Source organism: Mesorhizobium sp. PAMC28654, from assembly GCF_020616515.1.
Classification (GTDB): domain Bacteria; phylum Pseudomonadota; class Alphaproteobacteria; order Rhizobiales; family Rhizobiaceae; genus Mesorhizobium.
In genome coordinates, this window is the sequence record NZ_CP085135.1 from 4,190,648 (window position 1) to 4,214,395 (window position 23,748).

The 23,748-nt window shown below is 62.7% G+C and carries 18 protein-coding genes and 7 pseudogenes; 15 read left to right on the forward strand and 10 right to left on the reverse strand.

Annotation, left to right across the window (positions count from 1 at the left end):
• Positions 1-218: 218 nt before the first annotated feature.
• From sdhC to LGH82_RS20540, 6 genes and pseudogenes are all read left to right on the forward strand, one after another.
• The gene (sdhC, locus tag LGH82_RS20515) at positions 219-638 is read left to right on the forward strand and encodes a succinate dehydrogenase, cytochrome b556 subunit (protein ID WP_227344481.1); all 420 of its coding nucleotides are present in this window, start codon (positions 219-221) and stop codon (positions 636-638) included.
• A gap of 2 nt (positions 639-640) precedes the next feature.
• The gene (gene sdhD, locus LGH82_RS20520) at positions 641-1,036 is read left to right on the forward strand and encodes a succinate dehydrogenase, hydrophobic membrane anchor protein (RefSeq protein ID WP_227344482.1); all 396 of its coding nucleotides are present in this window, start codon (positions 641-643) and stop codon (positions 1,034-1,036) included.
• 4 nt (positions 1,037-1,040) lie between these two features.
• Complete coding sequence (gene sdhA, locus LGH82_RS20525; RefSeq protein ID WP_227344483.1) at positions 1,041-2,870, forward strand: succinate dehydrogenase flavoprotein subunit; 1,830 nt, start codon at positions 1,041-1,043, stop codon at positions 2,868-2,870.
• 2 nt (positions 2,871-2,872) lie between these two features.
• On the forward strand, positions 2,873-3,310 hold the full coding sequence (locus LGH82_RS20530; protein ID WP_227349644.1) for a DUF3052 domain-containing protein: 438 nt from the start codon (positions 2,873-2,875) through the stop codon (positions 3,308-3,310).
• Positions 3,310-4,089, forward strand: coding sequence for a succinate dehydrogenase iron-sulfur subunit (locus tag LGH82_RS20535; RefSeq protein ID WP_097575611.1), 780 nt, complete (start codon positions 3,310-3,312; stop codon positions 4,087-4,089). Before LGH82_RS20530 ends, LGH82_RS20535 begins: the two co-directional genes overlap by 1 nt.
• A 292-nt stretch (positions 4,090-4,381) precedes the next feature.
• A pseudogene (locus tag LGH82_RS20540) lies at positions 4,382-5,006 on the forward strand (YceH family protein).
• 35 nt (positions 5,007-5,041) lie between these two features.
• On the opposite strand, the gene LGH82_RS20545 reads toward LGH82_RS20540, so the two are convergent.
• Complete coding sequence (locus LGH82_RS20545) at positions 5,042-5,194, reverse strand: hypothetical protein (RefSeq protein ID WP_227344485.1); 153 nt, start codon at positions 5,192-5,194, stop codon at positions 5,042-5,044.
• A 139-nt stretch (positions 5,195-5,333) separates the two neighbouring features.
• Between LGH82_RS20545 and LGH82_RS20550 the strand changes: the two are divergent.
• Positions 5,334-6,325 (forward strand): annotated as a pseudogene (locus tag LGH82_RS20550) (IS630 family transposase).
• Here the strand turns inward: LGH82_RS20550 and istB are convergent.
• From istB to LGH82_RS20570, 3 genes and pseudogenes are all read right to left on the reverse strand, one after another.
• Positions 6,225-7,118 (reverse strand): IS21-like element helper ATPase IstB, encoded by an 894-nt coding sequence (gene istB / locus LGH82_RS20555; protein ID WP_227344001.1) that lies wholly within the window; start codon positions 7,116-7,118, stop codon positions 6,225-6,227. The pseudogene LGH82_RS20550 and the gene istB overlap by 101 nt on opposite strands.
• Positions 7,115-8,589, reverse strand: a pseudogene (istA, locus tag LGH82_RS20560) (IS21 family transposase). The gene istB and the pseudogene istA overlap by 4 nt, the downstream one beginning before the upstream one ends.
• A gap of 535 nt (positions 8,590-9,124) precedes the next feature.
• Positions 9,125-9,550 carry an OsmC family protein gene (locus LGH82_RS20570; RefSeq protein WP_227344486.1) on the reverse strand — a complete coding sequence of 142 codons (426 nt, stop codon included), beginning with the start codon at positions 9,548-9,550 and terminating at the stop codon, positions 9,125-9,127.
• Positions 9,551-9,990: 440 nt separating this feature from the next.
• On the opposite strand from LGH82_RS20570, the gene LGH82_RS20575 reads away from it, so the two are divergent.
• On the forward strand, positions 9,991-10,347 hold the full coding sequence (locus tag LGH82_RS20575; RefSeq protein ID WP_227344487.1) for a YciI family protein: 357 nt from the start codon (positions 9,991-9,993) through the stop codon (positions 10,345-10,347).
• Positions 10,348-10,414: 67 nt separating this feature from the next.
• Here LGH82_RS20575 and LGH82_RS20580 read toward each other — a convergent pair whose 3' ends face one another.
• Both LGH82_RS20580 and LGH82_RS20585 read right to left on the reverse strand, forming a co-directional pair.
• Entirely contained in the window at positions 10,415-11,110 is a 696-nt protein-coding gene (locus LGH82_RS20580) for an alpha/beta hydrolase (RefSeq protein WP_227344488.1), read from the reverse strand.
• Between the two features lie 131 nt (positions 11,111-11,241).
• A complete protein-coding gene (locus LGH82_RS20585) occupies positions 11,242-12,492 on the reverse strand; it encodes a ubiquinone biosynthesis hydroxylase (RefSeq protein WP_227349645.1) in 1,251 nt (416 codons plus the stop codon).
• Between the two features lie 99 nt (positions 12,493-12,591).
• On the opposite strand from LGH82_RS20585, the gene tesB reads away from it, so the two are divergent.
• The 7 genes and pseudogenes from tesB to LGH82_RS20620 all read left to right on the forward strand — a co-directional run bounded on the left by tesB (position 12,592) and on the right by LGH82_RS20620 (position 20,835).
• Positions 12,592-13,452, forward strand: a complete 861-nt coding sequence (gene tesB, locus LGH82_RS20590) for an acyl-CoA thioesterase II (RefSeq protein WP_227344489.1) — start codon at positions 12,592-12,594, stop codon at positions 13,450-13,452.
• A gap of 263 nt (positions 13,453-13,715) precedes the next feature.
• Positions 13,716-14,053, forward strand: a pseudogene (locus LGH82_RS20595) (P-II family nitrogen regulator).
• A 31-nt stretch (positions 14,054-14,084) separates the two neighbouring features.
• Positions 14,085-15,448, forward strand: a pseudogene (locus tag LGH82_RS20600) (ammonium transporter).
• Positions 15,449-15,769: 321 nt separating this feature from the next.
• Positions 15,770-16,045, forward strand: a complete 276-nt coding sequence (locus tag LGH82_RS20605) for a hypothetical protein (protein WP_227344490.1) — start codon at positions 15,770-15,772, stop codon at positions 16,043-16,045.
• Positions 16,046-16,337: 292 nt separating this feature from the next.
• A pseudogene (locus LGH82_RS20610) lies at positions 16,338-18,987 on the forward strand (DNA translocase FtsK 4TM domain-containing protein).
• Between the two features lie 353 nt (positions 18,988-19,340).
• Positions 19,341-19,835, forward strand: a pseudogene (locus LGH82_RS20615) (outer membrane lipoprotein carrier protein LolA); the annotation flags it as partial.
• A 193-nt stretch (positions 19,836-20,028) separates the two neighbouring features.
• Positions 20,029-20,835, forward strand: coding sequence for an exodeoxyribonuclease III (locus tag LGH82_RS20620; RefSeq protein ID WP_227344491.1), 807 nt, complete (start codon positions 20,029-20,031; stop codon positions 20,833-20,835).
• Positions 20,836-20,838: 3 nt separating this feature from the next.
• Here the strand turns inward: LGH82_RS20620 and LGH82_RS20625 are convergent, their stop codons facing one another.
• The 4 genes from LGH82_RS20625 to LGH82_RS20640 all read right to left on the reverse strand — a co-directional run bounded on the left by LGH82_RS20625 (position 20,839) and on the right by LGH82_RS20640 (position 23,661).
• Positions 20,839-21,333, reverse strand: a complete 495-nt coding sequence (locus tag LGH82_RS20625) for a GNAT family N-acetyltransferase (protein ID WP_227344492.1) — start codon at positions 21,331-21,333, stop codon at positions 20,839-20,841.
• Positions 21,334-21,360: 27 nt separating this feature from the next.
• Positions 21,361-22,309 (reverse strand): IS630 family transposase gene (locus LGH82_RS20630; protein ID WP_227343924.1). Its coding sequence is split into 2 segments (ribosomal slippage): positions 21,361-21,967 and positions 21,966-22,309, totalling 951 coding nucleotides; the frame shifts between segments, so codons are not numbered across the junction.
• A 91-nt stretch (positions 22,310-22,400) separates the two neighbouring features.
• A complete protein-coding gene (locus tag LGH82_RS20635) occupies positions 22,401-22,856 on the reverse strand; it encodes a cyclic nucleotide-binding domain-containing protein (protein ID WP_227344493.1) in 456 nt (151 codons plus the stop codon).
• A 121-nt stretch (positions 22,857-22,977) separates the two neighbouring features.
• Positions 22,978-23,661 carry a response regulator transcription factor gene (locus LGH82_RS20640; protein WP_227344494.1) on the reverse strand — a complete coding sequence of 228 codons (684 nt, stop codon included), beginning with the start codon at positions 23,659-23,661 and terminating at the stop codon, positions 22,978-22,980.
• Positions 23,662-23,748 lie beyond the last annotated feature (87 nt).

Consider the following 23,748-nt stretch of genomic DNA (forward strand, 5'->3'; position numbering starts at 1 on the left):
TATACCGCACTGCAGCGATATCGAGCCAGCTCTGGCCGCCAGCCTAATCGATTGAAGCGAAATCAGCCGTTTATTCAGACTAAATTACGTTTTCGAAACGGTTTTCCGGCTTTGACGCGGTGCAAAAAGAGCATTAGAAACCGGCTGTCCGAAGTCGCGTCCGGAAGCGGTCATGCCGCATTTCCACCTGAGGCAGGAGACGCCGAACTGGGGGAGCCATGAGCAAATCACCAGCCACCCGCGAATTTGCAAGACGTGAACGGCCGCTTTCGCCGCATCTGACCGTGTACCGGCCGCCGATCACCATGACGATGTCGATCATCCATCGCATCACGGGCGGCGCGCTTTATTTCGGAACGCTGCTGGTCGCCATATGGCTGATCGCGGCGGCGGGTTCCAGATCGACCTTCGATCTTGTTAACTGGGCGTTCGGTTCCTGGCTGGGACAGCTGGTGCTGTTCGGCTACACATGGGCGCTGATGCAGCACATGCTAGGTGGCGTCCGCCACCTGATCTGGGACACCGGCGCCGGTCTCGAAAAGCACACGGCCTCCAGGATCGCCTGGGCAACGCTCGCCGGCTCGATCCTGCTGACGCTGCTGATCTGGATTGCCGGCTACATGGCGCGGGGAGTCTGATCATGAGCGGCAAGAACACCGACATGCGCACGCCGCTGGGCAAGGTCCGCGGTCTCGGCTCCGCCCGCGAAGGCACGCAGCATTTCTGGCGCCAACGCCTCACCGCGATCGCCAACATTCCGCTGATGCTGTTCTTCGTCGGCTTCCTGGTCGCGCTGAACGGCGCCGGCTACGAACATGTGCGGGCGGCGCTCGCCAATCCCTTCGTCGCGCTGATCATCATACTGGTTGTTGTCTCCGGCCTCACCCATATGCGGCTCGGCATGCAGGTGATCATCGAGGATTACATCCATGGCGAGGGCATGAAGCTGGCGCTGATCGCACTCAACACATTCTTTACCATAGCGGTCGGCGTCGCCTCGATCTTCGCCCTGCTCAAACTGGCATTCGGAGGCTGACATTTTGGCCAAGGACGCGAACAAGGCTTCGGCCTATACCTATGTCGATCACAAATTCGACGTGGTGGTCGTCGGCGCCGGGGGTGCTGGCCTGCGCGCCACGCTCGGCATGGCCGAACAGGGGTTGCGCACCGCCTGCATCAGCAAGGTGTTTCCGACGCGCTCGCACACGGTGGCGGCGCAGGGCGGCATAGCCGCCTCGCTGTCCAACATGGGCCCCGATTCCTGGCAGTGGCACATGTACGACACCGTCAAGGGGTCGGACTGGCTGGGTGATGTCGACGCCATGGAATATCTGGTGCGCGAAGCGCCGGCCGCCGTCTACGAGCTCGAGCACTACGGCGTGCCGTTCTCGCGCACGGAAGAGGGCAAGATCTACCAGCGGCCGTTCGGCGGCCACATGATGAACTATGGCGACGGTCCGCCCGTGCAGCGCACTTGTGCTGCCGCCGACCGCACCGGCCATGCCATCCTGCACACGCTCTACGGCCAGTCGCTGAAGAACAATGCGCAGTTCTTCATCGAGTATTTCGCGCTCGACCTGATCATGGAGCCGGACGGCACCTGCACCGGCGTCGTTGCCTGGAACCTCGACGACGGCACCATCCACCGCTTCTCGGCCAAGATGGTCGTGCTGGCGACCGGCGGCTACGGCCGCGCCTATTTCTCGGCGACGTCGGCGCATACCTGCACCGGCGACGGTGGCGGCATGGCGTCGCGCGCCGGCTTTCCGCTGCAGGACATGGAGTTCGTGCAGTTCCACCCGACCGGCATCTATGGCGCCGGCTGCCTGATCACCGAAGGCGCGCGCGGCGAGGGCGGCTATCTCGTCAATTCCGAGGGCGAGCGCTTCATGGAGCGCTACGCGCCATCGGCCAAGGACCTTGCTTCACGCGATGTCGTGTCGCGCTGCATGACGCTGGAAATCCGCGAGGGCCGCGGCGTCGGCAAGAAGAAGGACCACATCTTCCTGCACCTCGACCATCTCGATCCGGCCGTCCTGCATGAGCGGCTGCCGGGCATTTCGGAATCAGCGAAGATCTTTGCCGGCGTCGACCTGACCAAGGAGCCGATCCCGGTGCTGCCGACGGTGCACTACAATATGGGCGGCGTGCCGACCAATTACTGGGGCGAGGTGCTCAACCCGACATCCAGGAGCCCGGACAAGGTGTCGCCCGGTCTGATGGCGGTCGGCGAGGCCGGCTGCGCCTCTGTCCACGGCGCCAACCGGCTGGGCTCGAACTCGCTGATCGATCTGGTGGTGTTCGGCCGCGCGGCTGCAATCCGCGCCGGCCAGGTGATCGACCGCAAGTCGGCGATACCCTCGCCCAACGAAGCCTCGGTCGAAAAGATCATGGACCGCTTCGACGGGCTGCGCCACGCCAATGGCTCGACGCCGACGGCGGTGCTGCGCGAGAAGATGCAGAAGGCGATGCAGGACGACGCGGCGGTGTTCCGCACCCAGGAATCGCTGGAGAACGGCTGCAAGCGCATTTCGGAAATCTGGACCGAGCTCAAGGACATCAAAGTGTTCGACCGCTCGATGATCTGGAACTCCGACCTCGTCGAGACTCTGGAGCTGGAAAACCTGATGGCCAACGCCATCACCACGGTCTACAGCGCCGAAGCCCGCAAGGAGAGCCGTGGCGCGCACGCGCGGGAAGATTTCTCGGCCCGCGATGACACCAACTGGCGCAAGCACACGCTGGCCAAACTCAGCGAGAGCGGCAAGGTCACGCTTTCCTATCGGCCGGTGCATACCGAACCGCTGCTGGCGGAAAAGGACGGCGGCATCAGCCTGGCCAAGATCGCGCCGAAGGCACGGGTGTACTGATGATGGCGCCGGCGGCCTCGGGATATTCCGGCACGCCCCTTCCGGCCAAGCTCGGCCTGAAGGACGGAATGGTCGCCGCGTTCATCGCGCTGCCGGCGGAACTCGACGAACTGGCTGATGCTGTGGACTTCGCTGAGGTCGACCGGCTGACCGATTGGTCGGGGATTTCGGGAGTTGCCCTGAAATACGACGCTGTGCACGCCTTCACCCGCCGGCGTGCCGAGATCGAGGATCGTCTCGCCGGCATCGAGGCGGCGATCAAGCGCGACGGTATGGTCTGGGTATCCTGGCCGAAAAAGGCATCGAAGGTGCCCACCGACGTCACCGAAGGCGTCGTTCGTGCCGAGGCACTGAAGCTCGACCTTGTCGATGTGAAGGTCGCCGCCGTGAATGAGATCTGGTCCGGGCTGAAGCTCGTCATCCGAAAGGACCGCAGGTAATGGTCGAACTGACACTTCCCAAGAATTCGCAGATCAAGCAGGGCAAGACCTGGCCGAAGCCGGAGGGTGCCACCAACCTGCGCGAATACCGCATCTACCGCTGGTCGCCGGATGACGACGAGAACCCGCGCATCGATACCTATTTCGTCGACATGGACGATTGCGGGCCGATGGTGCTCGACGCGCTGCTGTGGATCAAGAACAAGATCGACCCGACGCTGACCCTGCGCCGCTCCTGCCGCGAAGGCATTTGCGGCTCCTGCGCCATGAACATCGACGGCTCCAACACGCTGGCCTGCACCAAGGGCTGCGACGACATTTCCGGCGCCGTAAAAGTCTATCCGCTGCCGCACATGCAGGTGGTCAAGGACCTGGTACCCGATCTCACCAATTTCTATGCCCAGCACGCCTCGATCGAGCCATGGCTGAAGACCGTGTCGCCGCAGCCGGCCAAGGAATGGCTGCAGAGCCATGAGGATCGCGAGAAGCTCGACGGGCTCTACGAATGCATCCTGTGCGCCTGCTGCTCGACCTCGTGCCCGAGCTACTGGTGGAACGGCGACCGCTATCTCGGCCCGGCGACACTGCTGCAGGCCTATCGCTGGCTGATCGATAGCCGCGACGAGGCCAAGGGCGAGCGGCTCGACAATCTCGAGGACCCGTTCCGCCTCTATCGCTGCCATACCATCATGAACTGCGCGCAGACCTGCCCCAAGGGGCTCAACCCGGCCAAGGCGATCGCCGAGATCAAGAAGATGATGGTGGAGAGAAGGGTGTAGATCGAAGCGGATACGCTTGCTGCAACCTCGGACGTAGCAATCCTTCGCGCCCCTCTCTGTCCTGCCGGACGTTCGTCGTTCGAAAAGCCAAGCAATTGGCTTTCCGTCCGCCGCGCGGACCATTCCTCGACCCCACGGGTGGGAGCTTGGCTGTCATCGCGGCTTTCGCCAATCTCCAAGGTTGAAGGATGATGCGCTGTCGGCGAAGTTGCTGGTCTCCCCCTTGTGGGGAGATGTCCGGCAGGACAGAGGGGAGCGCTGTCCCGCCAGCCTTAGAAAGGATTGTAATCCCATGAGTGACGACCTTCCTCTTCTCTCCGCCATAGAAGCCCGTGTGCTCGGCTGCCTGATCGAGAAGAAGGAGCTGACGCCGGACATCTATCCGCTGACGCTCAATTCCGCGCATGCCGCCGCCAACCAGAAGACGGCGCGCGAGCCTGTGATGGCGCTGGAGCTTCCCGAAGTTGGACGAGCATTCAGCCAGCTCCAGCAGAAGGGCCTTGTCAGGCAGGTTTTTGGATCGCGCGTCGAGCGCTATGAGCATACCGTCGCGCAGCGCTTCTCGATGACCTCGCCGCAGATCGCGCTGGTTGGGCTGCTGTTGTTGCGTGGCCCGCAGACAGCTTATGAATTGCTGGCGCGGTCTGAGCGGATGGCGCGGTTTTCCTCCATCGATGGCGTGCGTACCGAACTCGACCTGTTGACCAGCCGCAGACCGCCGCTGGTCCAACTGCTCGAGCGAGCACCTGGCCAGCGCGAGGAACGCTATGTCCATCTCCTGAGCGGGCCGCCGCAGATACCGGTGGCTACGGCTCCTGTGTATTCGCCTACGACCGCTTCGGATCTCGAAGCCCGTGGCTCTTGAGGAAGAGGTTGCGACGCTGCGCGCGCGAATTGAGACGCTGGCCGGAAACTGAACCCCGGGGGAGGAAGTCAGGTCCGATGGTGCCTCTCAGGGTTGATGCTGGCCGGCGCGCGGGGGCTTCTTCAGGTCGCGATGGTCCGTCGCTGTCTTGCCCAACGCGATCGACAGAAGATAGACGCGCGGATTGAAGCCCGCCGAGGCAAGCGCCGACAGCGTCTTGAACAGTTGCAGGTGAAACATCGGACCCCCTCGGTATCGCTCCCGCTTTGGAAGCGCGCCGCAAACTAGAGCAAAATCCGAGCGGATAGAATCGATAGGGGTTTCGTTGGGATTGGAAATCTGATTCAGCATATCTGCTGGATTCGGAGGCCGGCATGGCATGGCGAAATCCTTATCGGAAGATTTGCGGGCTCGGGTGGTCGCAGCGGTTGATGGCGGCCTGTCGCGACGGGCGGCAGCGGCGCGATTTGGCGTGGCGGCGGCAAGCTCGGTGCGTTGGGTCCGGGAATGGCGCGAGACCGGAGCCACCTGCGCAAAGCCGCAGGGCGGCGACAGGCGGTCCCACCGCGTTGAAGCGTATCGCGACATCATCCTGGCGGCGATCGAGAGGCGGGTGGACATCACGCTGGTCGAACTCGCCGAGTTGCTGCGACAGGAGCATGGCGCGTCGTTTGCGACGAGCACGATCTGGCGGTTTCTCGATCGTCACTCCATGACCTTCAAAAAAAACGGCGCACGCCAGCGAGCAGGAGCGGCCAGACGTGGCGGCGCGACGAAACGCCTGGTTCGACGCCCAGCCCGATCTTGATCCCGAGCATCTGGTCTTCATCGACGAGACCGGAGCCTCGACAAAGATGGCTCGACTGCGGGGGCGCACGAAGCGCGGGATGCGGTGCCGATCGCCAATCCCGCATGGCCATTGGAAGACGACGACGTTCACCGGCGCCCTGCGCCTCACTGGCATGACCGCGCCAATGGTCCTGGACGGCCCGATGACTGGCGAATGGTTTGTCGCCTATGTCGAGCAGGTTCTCGTGCCGACGCTGCGGCCCGACGATGTCGTGATCCTCGACAACCTGCCGGCGCACAAAAGCGCAGCCGCCCGTGTGGCGATCGAAGCAACCGGCGCAAGGATGATGTTCCTCCCGCCCTATTCCCCCGACTTCAACCCGATCGAGAACGCCTTTTCCAAGCTGAAATCGATTCTACGCAAAGCCGCCTATAGCGCGACGATCTGGATGAGACGTGAGCGGCGATCTGGATGAGATTCTCAGGTCGCGGTCACGTGCAAATTATCATGCTGATTGTCGCTGGCAAGGCCTTCATCTATTTCTGATTGCCGCTCCGCGACAAGTTCGTGTTTGTTCTTGATTGTCGCGTAAGAGGCTGGCCTGCCGCGCTGGCGTTTGGCTTCCATGGCGGATCTGCGCCGGTAGCTTTCGACGTTCATCTCGAAGATCGTTGCGTGGTGAACAAGTCGGTCCACTGCGGCGAGGGTCATGGCGGGGTCCGGAAAGATTCTGTTCCATTCTCCGAAGGGCTGATTGGCGGTGATCATGATGGAACGCCGCTCATATCTTGCGCAGATGAGTTCGAAGAGCACGCTCGTTTCGGCCTGGTCCTTGGTGACGTAGGCCAGATCGTCGAGGATGAGCAGATCGAACTTGTCGAGCTTGGCGATGGCGGCTTCGAGCTGCAGCTCTCGCCGCGCGATCTGGAGCTTCTGCACGAGATCGGTGGTTCGGGCGAACTGCACGCGCCAGCCGTTCTCAATGAGGGCGAGTCCGATCGCTGCCGCAAGATGCGACTTTCCGCCACCGGGTGGGCCGAACAACAGGATATTGGCGCCCTTGGCGAGCCAGCTGTCACCGGCGGTCATGGCCATGACCTGGGCCTTGGAGACCATGGGTACGGCGTCGAAGGCGAAGCTGTCGAGCGTCTTTCCGGGCGGCAGATGCGCTTCGGCCAGATGCCGTTCGATCCTGCGATGTGCCCGTTCGGCCAGCTCATGCTCGGCGATGGCCGAGAGGAACCGGGCGGCGGGCCACCCCTCTCTATCGGCCTGCTCGGCAAATTGCGCCCAGAGCGTCTTGATCGTCGGTAGCCGGAGTTCGTTGAGCATGATGCCGAGGCGGGCTTCGTCGATGGTGTGGGCGTTGCTCATGCGACGTCTCCCACATGGGTTGCCCCGATCAGGGCTTCATAGCCGTTAAGGGAAGCGAGTTGCACCAAGACGGTCGGCAGCCGTGCGGGGTCCGGGCCGAGGAGGGTTCGCAAGACGGCAATATCGGGCAGGTCGCCGGCGTCGAGGGTCTCGGTGAGTTGCTCGGCAAGCTCACGCTCGCAGCCTCGATCGTGGGCCAGCGCCAGCAGATCGACCATGATCTTGCACGCCTGCCTGTCCGGCAGCCGCTCAATGAGCTCGTCGAAGGCCCTGCGGTATTCCTGCCGCGGGAAGAGCTTGTCACGATAGACGAGATTAAGAAGCGCCATCGGCTTTTTGCGCAGGGAATGGATGACGTGCCGATAGTTGACGACCTGATCGTGCCTCCCGTCGGCATGGCCTCGGCCCCTGGGCAGCGTCATCAGCTTTGTTCCTCCCATAAAGACCTCGAGGCGATCATCGAACAGGCGGATGCGAAGCCGATGTCCGATCAGGCGGGAGGGAACGGTGTAGAAGACCTTGCGCAAGGTGAAGCCGCCGGTCCGCGACACGGTGACGACCACCTCCTCGAAGTCGCTGGTCCGCTGGTCTGGAAGTTCCTGCAGTTGAGGGCGTTCGGCATCGATGCGCTTGCCATGATTGGCGTTGTGCCGGCTGACGATCTCGTCGATGAAGGCTCGATACGCGCCGAGATCGTCGAAATTTCTGCTGCCGCGCATCAGAAGGGCGTCACGGATGGCATCCTTGAGATGGCCATGGCTGCTTTCGATCGAACCGTTCTCGTGCGCGATGCCCTTGTTGTTGCGGGTCGGCGTCATGCGCGGTAGTGCGCGCAAAGCTCTTCGTAGCGATGCGTGAGATCCTCCTTCGCATCGGCGCTGAGGTTGCGGAAAGCCGCCGACAGGCTGTCGCTGCGATGATAGAGCGGCGCTCCCCCAAGCGACCACAGCGCGTTCTGCAGTCCTTCGGCCAGGGCCACGAAGCTCTCGCCGCCGAGAATGACATGGGTGTGTTCAAAGCCGGACCAGGCGAGCCGGAAGTGGTAGAGTAGATGATCAAGAGACTGGCCGGCGATCGACACGTCAAGGCTGCCCATGTCGGTAAAATCCGATAGCCCGAGTCGGCCGGGTTCGTGAAGCTGGCGGAAGATAACCTCCTGCTCTTCGCCGTGGATGGCACGCCATGACCGGATGCGCCGCTCCAGCGTTCGGCGAATGCCCGCGCTCAGTTCCGGGTGCCGCCGCAGCATCTCCTCATAGATGGCGACAACACGGATGCCTGGCGCCGCCTTCAAAAGGGGAACGACCTCGGCATCGAAGATATGCTCGAGAGGGTCAGGCCTCCGCCGGCCACGAGCCTTTTGCTTTTGCGATGGCAGGTGCGCGTCCGTCTTGATGCGATAGGCCGTCGCCCTGCTGATCGACGCCTTGGCGGCGGCGACCTCGATAGAATTGTTTTGTCGGTACTTCATAAAAAGCCTCGTCTGATGATCGGTTACATGGCGACCCGGCACAAAGATGGTTCTCCATTCCAGAAAACCACCAAGCTACCGGGCCGACCGCGATCATAAGACGCTGAAAAATTGCGCGGCGGCGGGGGTGTAACTCCGGTCGGGCTACGCCCTCCCTTCGTCACACCCCCGCCGCCGAGTCTCATCCTGATTGACGCTGAGTCTCACCTTGTTTGTCGCCGCGCAGCCGCCGCACGAACCGTCGCGGAATTGTGGGATACCATCAGCGCCGCACTGCCTTGCTTCACACCAACCGAGTGCGCCAACTACTTCGCCGCAACAGGATATGAGCCGGAATGATCAGATTCTGCTCTAGGTCCGCGAAAGAGGGGAGGCTTGGACAAGGCGGCCCTAAAAGCGGCTGAGGCGGCCCTGTATCGACGTTTCAGACGCCCGGCGAACTCGCGGCGTCGCCGATCGACAGCGACGACCCGGGAGGGGTGTGCCACAAAAACGCCGGCCCGAAGACCGGCGTCTGCTGTCGTTGAACGGCTTGTCAGACGAGTTTGGCGTCGAGCGAAACCTTGATGGCGCCGAGCGCCTTGGAGACCGGGCATTCCGCCTTGGCCTTTTCAGCCAGTTCCTTGAACTTTGCCGCATCGATGCCCGGCACCTTGCCGGTCAGCGTCAGGGCGCTGCCCGTAATGCCGGTGCCGGGAACCAGCGTGACCACCGCCTTGGCGTTGAGCTCAGCCGCCGGCGTGCCGTTCTCGGCGAGGAAATGCGAAAGCTGCATGGCGTAGCAGCCGGCATGCGCCGCGGCGATCAGCTCTTCCGGATTGGTGCCGGACTTGCCGCTTTCATCCTCGAAACGCATCTTGAACGAGTAAGGCGCGGCCTTGAGCGCTCCGCTCTGGGTATCGAGCGTGCCTTTCCCCTCTGTCAGATTACCCTTCCAGACGGCGTTTGCGGTGCGATCCATGAAATTCCTCCTTGGTTGTCGTGAGTGAGCCCGTTGCTCGGCATCCGATGAAACTATAGCGCGCGCCGGCACGAAGGCCACCCGCGCGGGGGCGCGATGATGTTGCCCTGACAAAAATATGTCGGTGCCAAAATGTCGACTCGCACCCATCTCGACCGTCCTGCGGGCGCCACGGCATGCGTGGCCGGCCACGGTATGCGTGGCTGGATGGAGCGTCACATGGACATGCTGTTTTCCGCCCGATGGAAAAGACCCGGCCAAAATGCCGGAGAGATCGACTGGTCGCACCTGCCGTCGGCCGGCCTTGGTCGCTTGCTCGCGGCGTTCGCCATCATTGCGACCGTGGTGGCATTGCTCGACGGCGCCGCCTCGCTGATGCCGGCAAGCCTGACAGCTCCGTCGCCTCACCCTATGATCCAATCCAGAATGGGAGATAGACAATGCAATACATCTGCCTGGTTTACGGTGAAGAACAGCACCTTCATGCGCTCACCATTGAGGCGGGGGCCAAGCTCAACGCGGACTCCCTGGCCTATGACAGGTCGCTGCAGGCGAGTGGGCATTTGATTGTCGCCCAGGCGCTGCAATCGGTGAAGACGTCGAAGCTTGTGCGCCGGCGCAATGGCAAGAAGCTGGTCATCGATGGCCCCTTCGCCGAAACCAAGGAGCAATTGCTTGGCTTCGTCATGGTCGAGGCTGACAACCTCGACGAGGCACTGAAGATCGCCGCCGGAATTCCGCTGGCCGAAATGGGCTCGATCGAGGTGCGGGCGATCTACGACATACCGGAGTCCTGAGCGGTAAAATCCGAGCAAAGTCCGCGAGGCTTCGCTCCGCGAAGCATCGCGGGCTTGCTCGCCGCGCCTAACGCGATGTCGCGACCGCTGCCTCGTCGATAAGAGCGGCCACCTCAACCGGCATCGATGCCAGGGAGGCGTGGCTGGACTTGAGCGTAGTGATCTTCCTGGCGCCAAGGCGTCCGGACATCCATTGCTGGTTTTCGGGAGCAATCATCCGGTCATTGCTAGAGATCTGGTACCATGACGGCTTGGTCTTCCACGCAGGCTTGGTGATCTTGTCGCCGAAGGTGCTGGCCAAGGGGGCCTTCTGGGTAACCCCCATCACCAGACCCTCCTCGGCAGTCAGGTCTTGGCAGAAGCTTTCGTGGAATTTTTCGGGAACGACCCACAGATAGCCGTCGCCATCGGGAGCGAGATTGGCCGCGCCCAGCGGAGGATGCTTGGCGGTGATTTCCCCTGGGCTCTCGCCAGCGTCCGGCGCGAACGCGGCGATGTAGACCAATCCCACGACATTGTCCTGATTGCCGGCCTGGGTGATCACGGCGCCGCCATAGGAGTGGCCTACCAGCAGGACCGGGCCCGTCTGTGAAGCAATCATCTTGCGGGTGCGCTCGGCATCATCGGCAAGCGATGTCAGCGGGTTCTCCACGGCATGCAGATTCTTGTGCCCCTTGCGGGCAAGCTCGGGGATGACCTTGCCCCAATGAGCAGCACCGCCCCAGAATCCATGAACCAGAATGATCGTTGGCTTTTGCGGCATCGTGCAATCCTTTCGCGTGATCAGAAAGCCCCGGCCGCGTGATTGTCGCACGGAAGACCGTCACAAAACAGCTGGGTTCCGCCGCGGAAAAGTTGTCCTGCTCCTCAGCAATTGCTCGTGTCGAGCCGCGGTCAGATCGCCTCGCCTTTGAGCAGGCGCGGCGTTCCGCCGGAAAGTCCCGACGCCTGGCGGATGAAGAACGCCTTCAGCTTTGGCATGCGCTCGACAAGGCCGAGCCCGATGTCGCGGACGGCGCGCAGCGGGGCGATGTCGTTGGAAAACAACCGGTTCAGGACATCGGTGGTGACGCCCATCTGCACGGTGTCGAAGCGCCGCCATTGCTGGTAGCGCTCGAGCACGTCGAGCGCGCCGATATCCTGGCCGAGCCGGTCGGCTTCAACGATCACCTCGGCAAGGGCCGCTACATCCTTGAAGCCGAGATTGAGGCCCTGGCCGGCTATCGGATGGATGCCATGCGCGGCGTCGCCGGCCAAGGCGATGCGCGGTGCGACGAAGGCACGCGCAAGGGTCAGGCCGAGCGGCCAGGCACGCGGCTTGTCGGTGACGCGGATCTCGCCCAGCTTCAAGCCAAAGCGCTGTTCGAGTTCGTGCTCGAAGACCAGATCGTCGCCGTCAACCAGCCTTTGGGCGTCTTCCGTCCGTTCGACCCAGACGATCGACGAGCGGTTGGTGCCGTCCTTGTCCGGCTTCAGCGGCAGCGTGGCGAAGGGACCGGCAGGCAAAAAGTGCTCTTCGGCGCGGCCGTTGTGCGGGCGCTCATGCGCGACGGTGCAGACGATGCCGGATTGGCCGTATTCCCACTTCACGGTCTTGATGCCGGCCATGTCGCGCAGCTTCGAATTGACGCCGTCGGCGGCGACCAGCAGCCGCGTCTTCAGCGTTATACCGTCGGCAAGATGCACGGTGATGCCGGCGCCATTGGTTTCGAAACCTTGCACCGCCATGCCTTCGATGATGTCGATGCCGAGTTCTTGCGCGCGGCGGCGCAAGGCGCCGTTCAATACTTTGTTGGCCACCATATGCGCAAAGGGCTCGCCGGGCGCGACCTCGCCATCGAAGGTCAGGAAGGCCGGACGCACCGGATCGAAGGTGCGCGAATCGGTCACGATCATCTCCGTGATCGCCTGGGCTTCCGAGGTGATTTCGGTCCAGACGCCGAGCTGGTCGAGCATGCGGCAGGCAGCGGCGGCGATGGCCGAGGCGCGGCCGTCCTTCTGCCAGACGCCGGCGGGGGCGGCATCGACCACGGCGATGCCAAGGCCGGGGCGCGCCTGTTTCAGGGACACGGCGGCGGCAAGGCCGACATAGCCCGCGCCGGCGACCAGAATGTCGGGGGTGTTTGCGTCCGTGTTGCGTTCCATCATCGTCAATCCCTTCGCGCCTGGCGGGTATTGCACCCTTGACGGTTCGTCCTTCCTGTCGGAAACCCGCCATAGCATCTTGCGGCGAGGTTACGAAACATGACGGCTGCCATGGACGAGCTTCTCGATATTCTCGACCTCGAGAAGCTGGAACACAATCTGTATCGTGGTCGCAGCCCCCAGGTCGAATGGCAGCGCGTGTTCGGCGGCCAGACGATCGCGCAGGCGCTGGTGGCGGCGCAGCGTACGGTCGAGCCCGACCGTCACGTTCATTCGCTGCACGGCTACTTCATGCGGCCGGGCGACATCAAGGTGCCGATCATCTACGAGGTCGACCGCATCCGTGATGGCGGCTCGTTCACCACGCGCCGGGTGCTGGCGATCCAGCACGGACAGGCGATCTTCTCGCTCGAAGCATCGTTCCAGGTCGACGAAAAGGGCCTTGAGCACCAGTTCACCTTGCCTGGCGACGTGCCGCCGCCCGAAGGGCTGCAGACGCAAAGGGAGTTGCTTGAGAAGGCCGAGCACGTGCCGGCGGCAATCCGCCGCTTCTGGGCGCGGGAGCGGCCGCTGGAGTTGCGGCCGGTCAACCTCGAACACTATGAGAGCCGCGACAAGCTGCCGCCCCGGCAGAATGTCTGGATACGCCTTGCCGGGCCGGTTCCCGACGATCGCGCGCTGCAATCCGTGCTGCTCGCCTACCTTTCCGACATGACGCTGCTGGACACCTCGACCTTCGCGCATGGACGCGGTCTTTTCGATCCCGACATCCAGGCGGCGAGCCTCGACCATTCGATGTGGTTCCACAGGCAGCATCCACTCGACGGCTGGCTGCTCTATGTCCAGGACAGCCCCTCGAGCTCGGGCTCGCGCGGTTTCAGCCGCGGCACGCTCTATGCTCGCGACGGCACGCTGATCGCCTCGGTGGCCCAGGAAGGGTTGATCCGGCTGCGGCGTTAACCAGAACGAGGGCTGGCCCCATTCTGACGTTGCCTACAAAGTAAGCTATTCAATAAAACTGCCTAATTTTTAGGCTGATGCTTTGCCGTGCCTGTGAGCCAGTGGTGGCATTAGCCGGCTCAATCCTTTTGTTTACAACAGGTTAACACACTGCTTCGGCAACTGGCACGGAGCTTGAATCCTCGTGAGCACTCTCCGGCTCTCATTGGGATCGGTGAAGTCGTGCAAACGCGGGGGACCGCAACAGCAAAGGGTGAAACCTTATGAAAATCGTGATGGCAATCATCAAGCCGTTCAAGCTCGACGAGGTGCGCGAAGCGCTCACCGCCGTCGGCATCCAGGGCCTGACCGTCACCGAAGTCAAAGGCTACGGGCGTCAGAAGGGGCATACGGAAATCTATCGCGGGGCGGAGTACGCGGTCAGTTTCCTGCCGAAGATCAAGATCGAAGTCGCCGTCAGTTTGGACTTGGTCGACAAGCCGTCGAGGCGATCACCGCCGCGGCCAAGACCGGGCAAATCGGCGACGGCAAGATCTTCGTTTTCGGCATCGATCAGGCGGTGCGCATCCGCACCGGCGAAACAGACACCGACGCGCTTTGAGCCGCGAACACGTATTCCAATGGAGAGTTCAATGAATATTCCTTCCACCTTGAAGACGACGGGACGGGCGGCCCTTCTGGGCTCGCTTGCTCTCGCGGCATTGGGCACGGTCGCCGCATTCGCGCAGACCGTGGCTCCTGCGGCGACCGCTGCTGCTCCCGCCGCTGCCGCCGCCACACCCACGCCGGTGCTCGACAGCGGCAACACCGCCTGGATGCTGACATCGACGGCTCTCGTGCTGATGATGACCATCCCGGGTCTCGCGCTGTTCTATGGCGGCATGGTGCGCAAGAAGAACGTGCTCGCCACAATCATGCAAAGCTTCGCCATCACCTGCGTCGTCACGGTGCTGTGGTTCATGTTCGGCTATTCGCTGGCCTTCTCCGATGGCGGCAGCTGGAACAACTATCTCGGCGGCTTCACGAAATTCTTCCACCACGGCATCACCGTTTCGACGTTGTGGGCGCCGGGGGTCTCGAACATCCCTGAATTCGTCTTCTCGATGTTCCAGATGACCTTCGCCATCATCACGCCCGCACTCATCGCCGGCGCCTTCGCCGAACGGATGAAGTTCTCGGCGCTGCTGATCTTCATGGCGCTGTGGTTGCTGGTCGTCTACGCGCCGATCGCCCACTGGGTGTGGGGCGGCGGCTTCCTTGGCACTGCCGGCGTTCTCGACTTCGCCGGCGGCACGGTCGTCCACATCAACGCCGGTGTGGCCGGCCTCGTCTGCGCGCTGGTTCTCGGCAAGCGTGAAGGCTACGGCACCACCAACATGGCGCCGCACAACCTCGTCTATTCGGTCATCGGCGCTTCGCTGCTGTGGGTCGGCTGGTTCGGCTTCAACGCCGGTTCGGAACTGGCGGCCGATGGCCTTGCGGCGCCGCGATGCTGAACACGCAGGTGGCGACCGCTGCCGCGGCACTGGCCTGGATGTTCGCCGAGTGGATCGTCGCCAAGAAGCCGAGCGTGCTTGGCATCATCTCCGGCGCCGTCGCCGGCCTGGTCGCGGTGACGCCTGCTTCCGGCTTCGTCAATCCGACCGGCGCCTTCATCGTCGGCATCGTTGCCGGCGTCGTCTGCTACTTCTCGGCGGTCAAGGTCAAGCACATGTTCGGCTATGACGACTCGCTCGATGCCTTCGGCGTCCATGGCGTCGGCGGTGTGGTCGGTGCGTTGCTCACCGGCGTGCTCGCCGATCCGTTGATCAACCCGGCCGGCAAGGGTGCCTCGATCTTTACCCAGCTCTACGGGATCGTCTTCACCATCCTGTGGACGGCGATCGCAACCTTCGTGATCCTCTACATCGTCAAGGCCCTGGTCGGTCTGCGTCCGACCACGCAGGAAGAAGTCGAAGGTCTCGACATCAGCCAGCATGGCGAAGTGGTGCCGTAAGGTCCTTTCGCCAAGGGACCGGCGGAACCCTCCTCCCGCCGGTCCCATAACCATCGACGCAATTCCGGGAAAACCGCTGCATCTTTCCTTGAATTGCCCAAAAATCCCGTCGTGACGCTCCCGAAAGGTGCTCACGCATTGAGGCCCGGACCTGTCCGGGCCTCCTTTTTTGCCGCAGTGCCGGCAACGCGCGGTACGATCACGTTCGCTTGATAAGTCATTTGATTGCGCGGCACCGTGAAACATCGGCGGCACCGGTTCCGAATTGTGAGGGCGATCGTCGTTCGGCGCTCGTTCAAACAACAGGGAAGGAACTTCATCATGAACATCAAGAATATCTGCCTCGGAGCGCTCGCTCTTTCCATGGTCAGCGGCGTGGCATTTGCCGGCATTCTCGACAACCCCGACAACATGTCGCCGTTCTTCACCGATTCCGGCATGAAAACCATGAAGCCGATGGCCGAATTCAAGACCGCCTTCATGGCCATGCCGATGGAAAAGCAGGAAGCGATGAAGAAGGAGTGCAACGACACGGCGATGAGCAACCCTCACGCCGAGTTCTGCCAGAACGTGCGCATGCTCGGCGGCAGCAAATAAGCGCGACCAGACCAACATCCGAACCGTTTCCGGCAACGTGGAATGATGGCGGGCCAGTGTGCCCGCCATTGTCATTCGGGGCCTGCGGAGCGTGTTGGCAAGGCAGCAAATTTTCGCTCCGTTCGGCAGGAGTGACCGACGCTTCGGCATGCATGATCCGCCATCGAAGAATATGAGGGCGCGAGGGCTCCCATGGTTAATGCCGCCTTAACCTTCCCGCCGATAATCTGGCGTCCGAATCTCCCGGAGTGCGTCATGCGCCCGGCCGAGACAATGACAGACGGGGAAGAGCATGCGTTCAGGGGCTTCAGCACCGCTCGCGCTGACCGACACGGGGCACGGCATCCAGGCATTCGCGCGGCGCCAGGTCGGCCGGCTGGTCGGCGCTGGGCTGTTCGCGCTGGTTGCCTTCGGGGTGGCCAGCCTCGCCACATGGAACGTCGCCGATCCGAGTTTTTCCCACGCCACGGCCAATATCGTCACCAACGCCATGGGTTATCCGGGCGCGGTGTTCTCCGACCTCGCGATGCAGTTCTTCGGCCTGGCCGCAGTCGCGGCCCTGGTTCCGGCGGTGATCTGGGGGGCCCTGCTGTTCACGGCCCGGGGTGTCGACAGGCTGCCGAAGCGCGGGCTTGGCTGGTTCGGCTTTGCCTTGCTTGCCGCCGCCATCGCCGGCTGCGTGGTGCCGCCGAAAACCTGGCCGTTGCCGACCGGCCTTGGCGGCGTGTTTGGCGATATGGTGCTCAAGATCCCCGGCCTCGTCATCGGTGGCTATCCCAAGGGCATCATTGCCAGCATCATCGCGGTGCTCCTGGCTTCACCGACCGTATGGCTGTTTGCCTATGGCGCGGCGCTGATTGCGCGCAAGAACGGGTTCGCCGTCCTCGAGCCTGAAGCCGCCGATCCACGGAGCCAGGACGAGGTGCTCTTCGAGCATGAGGAGGAGGATGAAGGCGACGGGGGCATCCTGGCGCTTGGCGCCATCACCCATTGGTGGCTGTCGCTGCGTGCCTATCTGCGCCGGCGTGCCGCGCGCCGCATGGAAGAGGACGGCCTGGAGCCCGAGATGGAGGCGCGGCCCAGCGCCTGGCGCCGCGCCGCTGAACGGGTCGAATCAGCCGAATTCGCCGAAGCGCGGATGAGCGCGGATGGCCGCGCCCGCGTCGAGCCGGAATTCTTCGCCGCCATGGTCAATGATCGCAGCGCCTCGATTGACCCCGACGACGCCGATGTCTTCGACGCCGAGGACGACGATTTCGCGCCTGAACCCAGCCAACGCCGCGCCGAGCCGACCGCAAAGGTCCAGCAGTTCCGCTCCGATGCCGCCACGCGCGTAGAGGCGCCCGCACCCCGGCCGGCCCCGGGTGGGCGGGTCCAGCGCGAGGCGCAGACGTCGCTCATCGGTTCCGAAACATTTGAAATGCCGTCACTGCATTTCCTGTCCGAGCCGAAGAATGTCGTGCGCGATGCCAGCCTGTCCAAGGACGCGCTGGAGCAGAATGCCCGCCTGCTTGAAGGCGTGCTGGAGGATTTCGGCGTCAAGGGCGAGATCATCGCCGTCCGTCCCGGTCCGGTCGTCACACTCTATGAACTCGAGCCCGCGCCCGGCATCAAATCGTCGCGGGTCATTGGTCTTTCCGACGACATTGCCCGCTCGATGAGCGCGATCGCCTGCCGTGTCGCCGTGGTGCCCGGCCGCAACGCCATCGGCATCGAGCTGCCGAACGCCAAGCGCGAGACCGTGTATCTCAGGGAAATCCTGGCCAGCCGCGATTTCGAAACGACCAAGGCCAAGCTGGCGCTGGCGCTTGGCAAGACCATCAATGGCGAGGCCGTCATCGTCGACATCGCCAAGATGCCGCACGTGCTGGTCGCCGGCACCACCGGTTCGGGCAAGTCGGTCGCCATCAACACCATGATCCTGTCGCTGCTCTACCGGCTGAGGCCGGATGAATGCCGCCTGATCATGATCGACCCGAAGATGCTGGAACTCTCGGTCTATGACGGCATCCCGCATCTTTTGACACCGGTGGTCACCGATCCGAAGAAGGCCGTGGTGGCGCTGAAATGGACCGTGCGCGAGATGGAAGATCGATATCGCAAGATGTCGAAGGTCGGTGTGCGCAACATCGACGGGTTCAATGCGCGCGTCAGCCAGGCCGACAAGAAGGGCGAGAAGATCTCGCGCACCGTGCAGACCGGCTTCGACCGGCAGACCGGCGAGGCGATCTACGAGACCGAGAATCTCGATCTCGAGCCGATGCCCTACATCGTCGTCATCATCGACGAGATGGCCGACCTGATGATGGTGGCCGGCAAGGATATCGAGGGCGCGGTGCAGCGCCTGGCGCAGATGGCGCGCGCCGCCGGCATCCATGTCATCATGGCCACGCAGCGCCCGTCGGTCGACGTCATCACCGGCACCATCAAGGCAAACTTCCCAACCCGCATCTCCTTCCAGGTGACGTCGAAGATCGACAGCCGGACCATCCTTGGCGAGCAGGGCGCGGAGCAGCTGCTCGGCATGGGCGACATGCTCTACATGGCCGGCGGCGGCCGCATCCAGCGCGTGCACGGCCCCTTCGTGTCCGACGAGGAGGTGGAGAAGATCGTCGCCCATCTCAAGCTGCAGGGCGTGCCCGAATATCTCGACGCCATCACCGAGGATGACGGCGAGGATGATGACGAGCCGTCGGGCAAGGGTGGCTCCGGCGGCGGCGGCGGCAATTTCGAGGATTCCGACGATCCCTACGATCAGGCGGTTTCCGTGGTGCTGCGCGACGGCAAGGCCTCGACCAGCTATATCCAGCGCCGCCTCGGCATCGGCTACAACCGTGCCGCCTCGATCATCGAGAAGATGGAGAAGGAAGGCATTGTCGGGGCCGGCCAACCATGCCGGGAAGCGCGAGATCCTGGTGCCGACGGAAGAGGACAAGTTCTGACGCGGGCCGCCGCGCGCTTGAAGGACGACAAAGGGAAACCTTTGGGGGGAAACCTTTGGGCCATCCCGCGCGTTGCTAGGACAAAGGTGTGGCGCGGCCGCCAAACTTCAGCCCAACTGGGGGCTCATGCACCGACGCACGATACGAACCAGACGAAAGTGACCGGCATGAAAAACGACCTTCCCGCCCTCGGCGATTTTGCCCCGACCCGCCGCAAGCTCCTTGGCCTCGGCCTGATGGTTGCCGGTGCGGCCGCCATCAATGTCGTGCCCGGGTTCCAGTTGCTGGCGTCGGCGCAAGCCGCGGTGCCCACGGCGGCGCAGAAGATCGCCGACCATTTCTCCTCGGTTAAAACGATGAGCGGCGAGTTCGTCCAGTTCGGCCCCAAGGGTGAGCAGACCGGCGGCAAGTTCTTCCTGGAACGGCCGGGCAAGATCCGCTTCAACTATGACGGCGCCTCGAATTTCAGGGTCATTTCCGACGGCAAGTCGGTGGTCATCCTCAACAAGAAGCTGAACACATCCGACCTTTATCCCCTCTCGAAGACGCCGCTGAAGCTGCTGCTCGACGACAGGATCGACCTCTCCGGCGACCGCGTCAAAAGCGTCAAGGAAGAGAACGACCTGACCACCATCCAGCTTGCGGATAAAAATGTCTTCGGCAATTCGAGGATCACCATGATGTTCGATCCGAAATCCTATGAACTGCGCCAGTGGACCATCACCGACGCGCAGGGCAAGGACACGACGGTGATGATCTTCAACGTCAAGGAAGGCGTGAGTTTCGCCGCCGACACCTTTGCCATCGACTACACCGCCAACCGCGAGCTCAACACCAATTCGCGCTGACGCTCGCCGCCTCACGGCGTTGTCCCGGACACTTGCCGCGATAGTTGTGGAAAGCCGCGCGTCGTGCCCGACAGGGCGCGGCGCAGCTTGTTTTTGAGGCTTGCGACTGGCAGGTTCGCGCCCTGACCTTTTCAAAGCGTCACGATCCGTCAAATCGTTCAATTTGACGGCCTGCGTCGCCCTGGATCCCGCCATGCCTTTTTCCATCGCCACCTGGAACATCAACTCCGTTCGCCTGCGGATGCCCATCGTCGAGCGACTGCTCCTCGAGCAGGCACCGGACGTGCTCTGCCTGCAGGAGACGAAAGTTCCCGACGAGCTGTTTTCCGAGAAGGCTTTCCGCAAGCTCGGCTACGAGCACATCGCCTTCCACGGCCAGAAGGGCTATCACGGCGTGGCGACAGTGGCGCGCCGGCCGATCGAGATCGTCGAAAAGCGGCGCTTCTGCGAGATCGAGGACAGCCGGCATCTGTCGGTGACCGTGCGGGCCGGCGGCAAGACGATCCTGGTGCACAATTTCTACGTTCCGGCGGGCGGCGACGAGCCGGACCCGGTCATCAACAAGAAGTTCAGGCACAAGCTCGATTTCGTCGCCGAGATGAATGCCATCCGCGCCGAGCACGACGAGGTGTCGGCCTCGATCCTGGTCGGCGACCTCAACATCGCGCCGTTGGAGCACGATGTCTGGTCGCACAAGCAACTGCTCAAGGTGGTTAGCCACACGCCGGTCGAGACCGAAAACTTCGAGGCAATGCGCCTGGCCGGAAACTGGGTCGACCTGATGCGGCTCAACGTGCCGCTGGAGCAGAAGCTCTACACATGGTGGAGTTATCGCGCGCAGGACTGGGAAACGTCCGACCGCGGCCGGCGGCTCGACCATGTCTGGTCGTCGCCAAACCTGGTGCCAAGCTTTGCCGGCTACGAAATCCTGCGCCTGGCACGCGGCTGGGATCGTCCGTCGGACCATGTGCCGGTGATCGCGCGGTTCGACTTGGATTAAGTATCATGTTTGGGATCGGCGCTGTTCCCATTCGGGCCGCAGCTGCGACATGACCAGCTCGTCGCGGTGAACGCCTTTGAAAAAGGCACTGCCTCGCGCAATGCCCTCGGCCGTGAATCCGACAGCCTCGTAGGCACGCCGCGCACGATGATTGTCCGGGAACAGGCCAATCCAGAGCCGATGGGCGTCTGTCTCGACGAAAACCCGATCAACCACGGCTGCCAGGAGCAATCTGCCAAAGCCCTGTCCCGGCGCGATGACAGTGATTCGCTTGACCAGTGTCACACGCTCGGTCGAAGCCCATTGGCGAAGGATGGCAAAGCCGGTGGGTACTGAGCCGTCGACACCGATAAAGTAGGCATGGCTGCCGTCGACAAAGGCTTCGCGATGACGCGATTCGCCCCAACGCCCGACAAGAGCGTCATAACCTTCGCGCCGTTCGGTAGCCATGATGAAGGGCAGGTCATTTTCGGTGGCGCGAACGAGCCGGAAGTCCATGTGCGCGCCGCCTAGAGCAGAATCTGATCATTCCGGCTCATATCCTGTTGCGGCGAAGTAGTTGGCGCACTCGGTTGGTGTGAAGCAAGGCAGTGCGGCGCTGATGGTATCCCACAATTCCGCGACGGTTCGTGCGGCGGCTTTGCGTAGAATCGATTTCAGCTTGGAAAAGGCGTTCTCGATCGGGTTGAAGTCGGGGGAATAGGGCGGGAGGAACATCATCCTTGCGCCGGTTGCTTCGATCGCCACACGGGCGGCTGCGCTTTTGTGCGCCGGCAGGTTGTCGAGGATCACGACATCGTCGGGCCGCAGCGTCGGCACGAGAACCTGCTCGACATAGGCGACAAACCATTCGCCAGTCATCGGGCCGTCCAGGACCATTGGCGCGGTCATGCCAGTGAGGCGCAGGGCGCCGGTGAACGTCGTCGTCTTCCAATGGCCATGCGGGATTGGCGATCGGCACCGCATCCCGCGCTTCGTGCGCCCCCGCAGTCGAGCCATCTTTGTCGAGGCTCCGGTCTCGTCGATGAAGACCAGATGCTCGGGATCAAGATCGGGCTGGGCGTCGAACCAGGCGTTTCGTCGCGCCGCCACGTCTGGCCGCTCCTGCTCGCTGGCGTGCGCCGTTTTTTTTGAAGGTCATGGAGTGACGATCGAGAAACCGCCAGATCGTGCTCGTCGCAAACGACGCGCCATGCTCCTGTCGCAGCAACTCGGCGAGTTCGACCAGCGTGATGTCCACCCGCCTCTCGATCGCCGCCAGGATGATGTCGCGATACGCTTCAACGCGGTGGGACCGCCTGTCGCCGCCCTGCGGCTTTGCGCAGGTGGCTCCGGTCTCGCGCCATTCCCGGACCCAACGCACCGAGCTTGCCGCCGCCACGCCAAATCGCGCCGCTGCCGCCCGTCGCGACAGGCCGCCATCAACCGCTGCGACCACCCGAGCCCGCAAATCTTCCGATAAGGATTTCGCCATGCCATGCCGGCCTCCGAATCCAGCAGATATGCTGAATCAGATTTCCAATCCCAACGAAACCCCTATCGATTCTATCCGCTCGGATTTTGCTCTAGCCCGCGAAGCGCGGCGCCAGTTCCTCGATGCGGCGGATCATCGCCTGGAAATCCTCGGAGATGCGCTGGTGCAGATGGGCTGCAATCTCGGGGTATTCCTCCAGGATGCGGCGGAACATCTTCCTGCTCAGCCGTATCACTTCCGAATCGATCGCGGCGGAGGCGCTTGTCAGCCGCTTGGTGTCGGCGATCAATGCCAGTTCACTCAGCATGGCGCCGGGGCCGGCCGTGCCTATCGGGATGCGCTCGCCATTCTGCTCGCGGTAGAGCGCGATTCGTCCGCTGACCACGACATAGGCCGAATCAGCCTCGTCGTCCTCACGGTAGAGCTTGCGATCGGCCTGCAGCAGGGTGGTCTCGGCGCCGAAGGCGAGCAGGCGCAGCTGTTCCTGCGTGAAACCCTGGAAGAGCCCCACGGCGGACAGGATGCGGATATCGTCATCCAGCGCCATCTAACTATGTCCCCGAACCGACAGTCCGACTCCTCCTCTACGAGTTCGATCCAAACTGCCCCCAGCATCAGGACCGTACCCGAAAAGCGCCCGCCCAGCCGCTTATTGGATAATGAAATGTTTAAGGAACCAGCTTGTAGCCGCCGCTTTCTGTCACAAGAATTTCCGCATTGGAAGGATCGCGTTCGATCTTCTGGCGCAGCCGGTAGACATGGGTTTCCAGCGTGTGCGTGGTGACGCCGGAATTGTAGCCCCATACTTCCTCGAGCAGCACGTCGCGCGTCACCACCTTCTGGTCGGCGCGGTAGAGATACTTGATGATCGAGGCCTCCTTTTCCGTCAGCCTGACCTTGCCGCCACGTGCGTCGAGCAGCAGCTTCTGGCTTGGCTTGAACGTATAGGGGCCAACCGAGAAGGTGGCGTCCTCGCTCTGCTCGTGCTGGCGAAGCTGGGCGCGGATGCGGGCCAGCAGCACGGCGAAGCGGAACGGCTTCGTGACATAGTCGTTGGCGCCGGCTTCAAGGCCAAGGATGGTGTCCGAATCGGTGTCGTGGCCGGTCAGCATGATGATGGGCGCCTTGTAGCCGCCCTTGCGCAGGATCTTTACCGCCTCGCGGCCATCCATGTCGGGCAGCCCGACATCCATGATGAGCAGATCAATGAGGCCGCCGCGTGCCGCGGCGACGCCTTTTGCCGCGCTCGATTCCTGCAGGACATCGAACTCCTCGTAGAGGGATAATTGCTCGACGAGGGTGCCGCGCAGGTCGTCATCGTCGTCGACGATCAGAATGGTGCGTGAAGTCATGGATCAATCCGTTGTTTTGAAAAGTAAATTCAGTTGACCGCTGCGTATTTATGCGGAAGCTGGCCGACACAATAGCCGATCACAGTG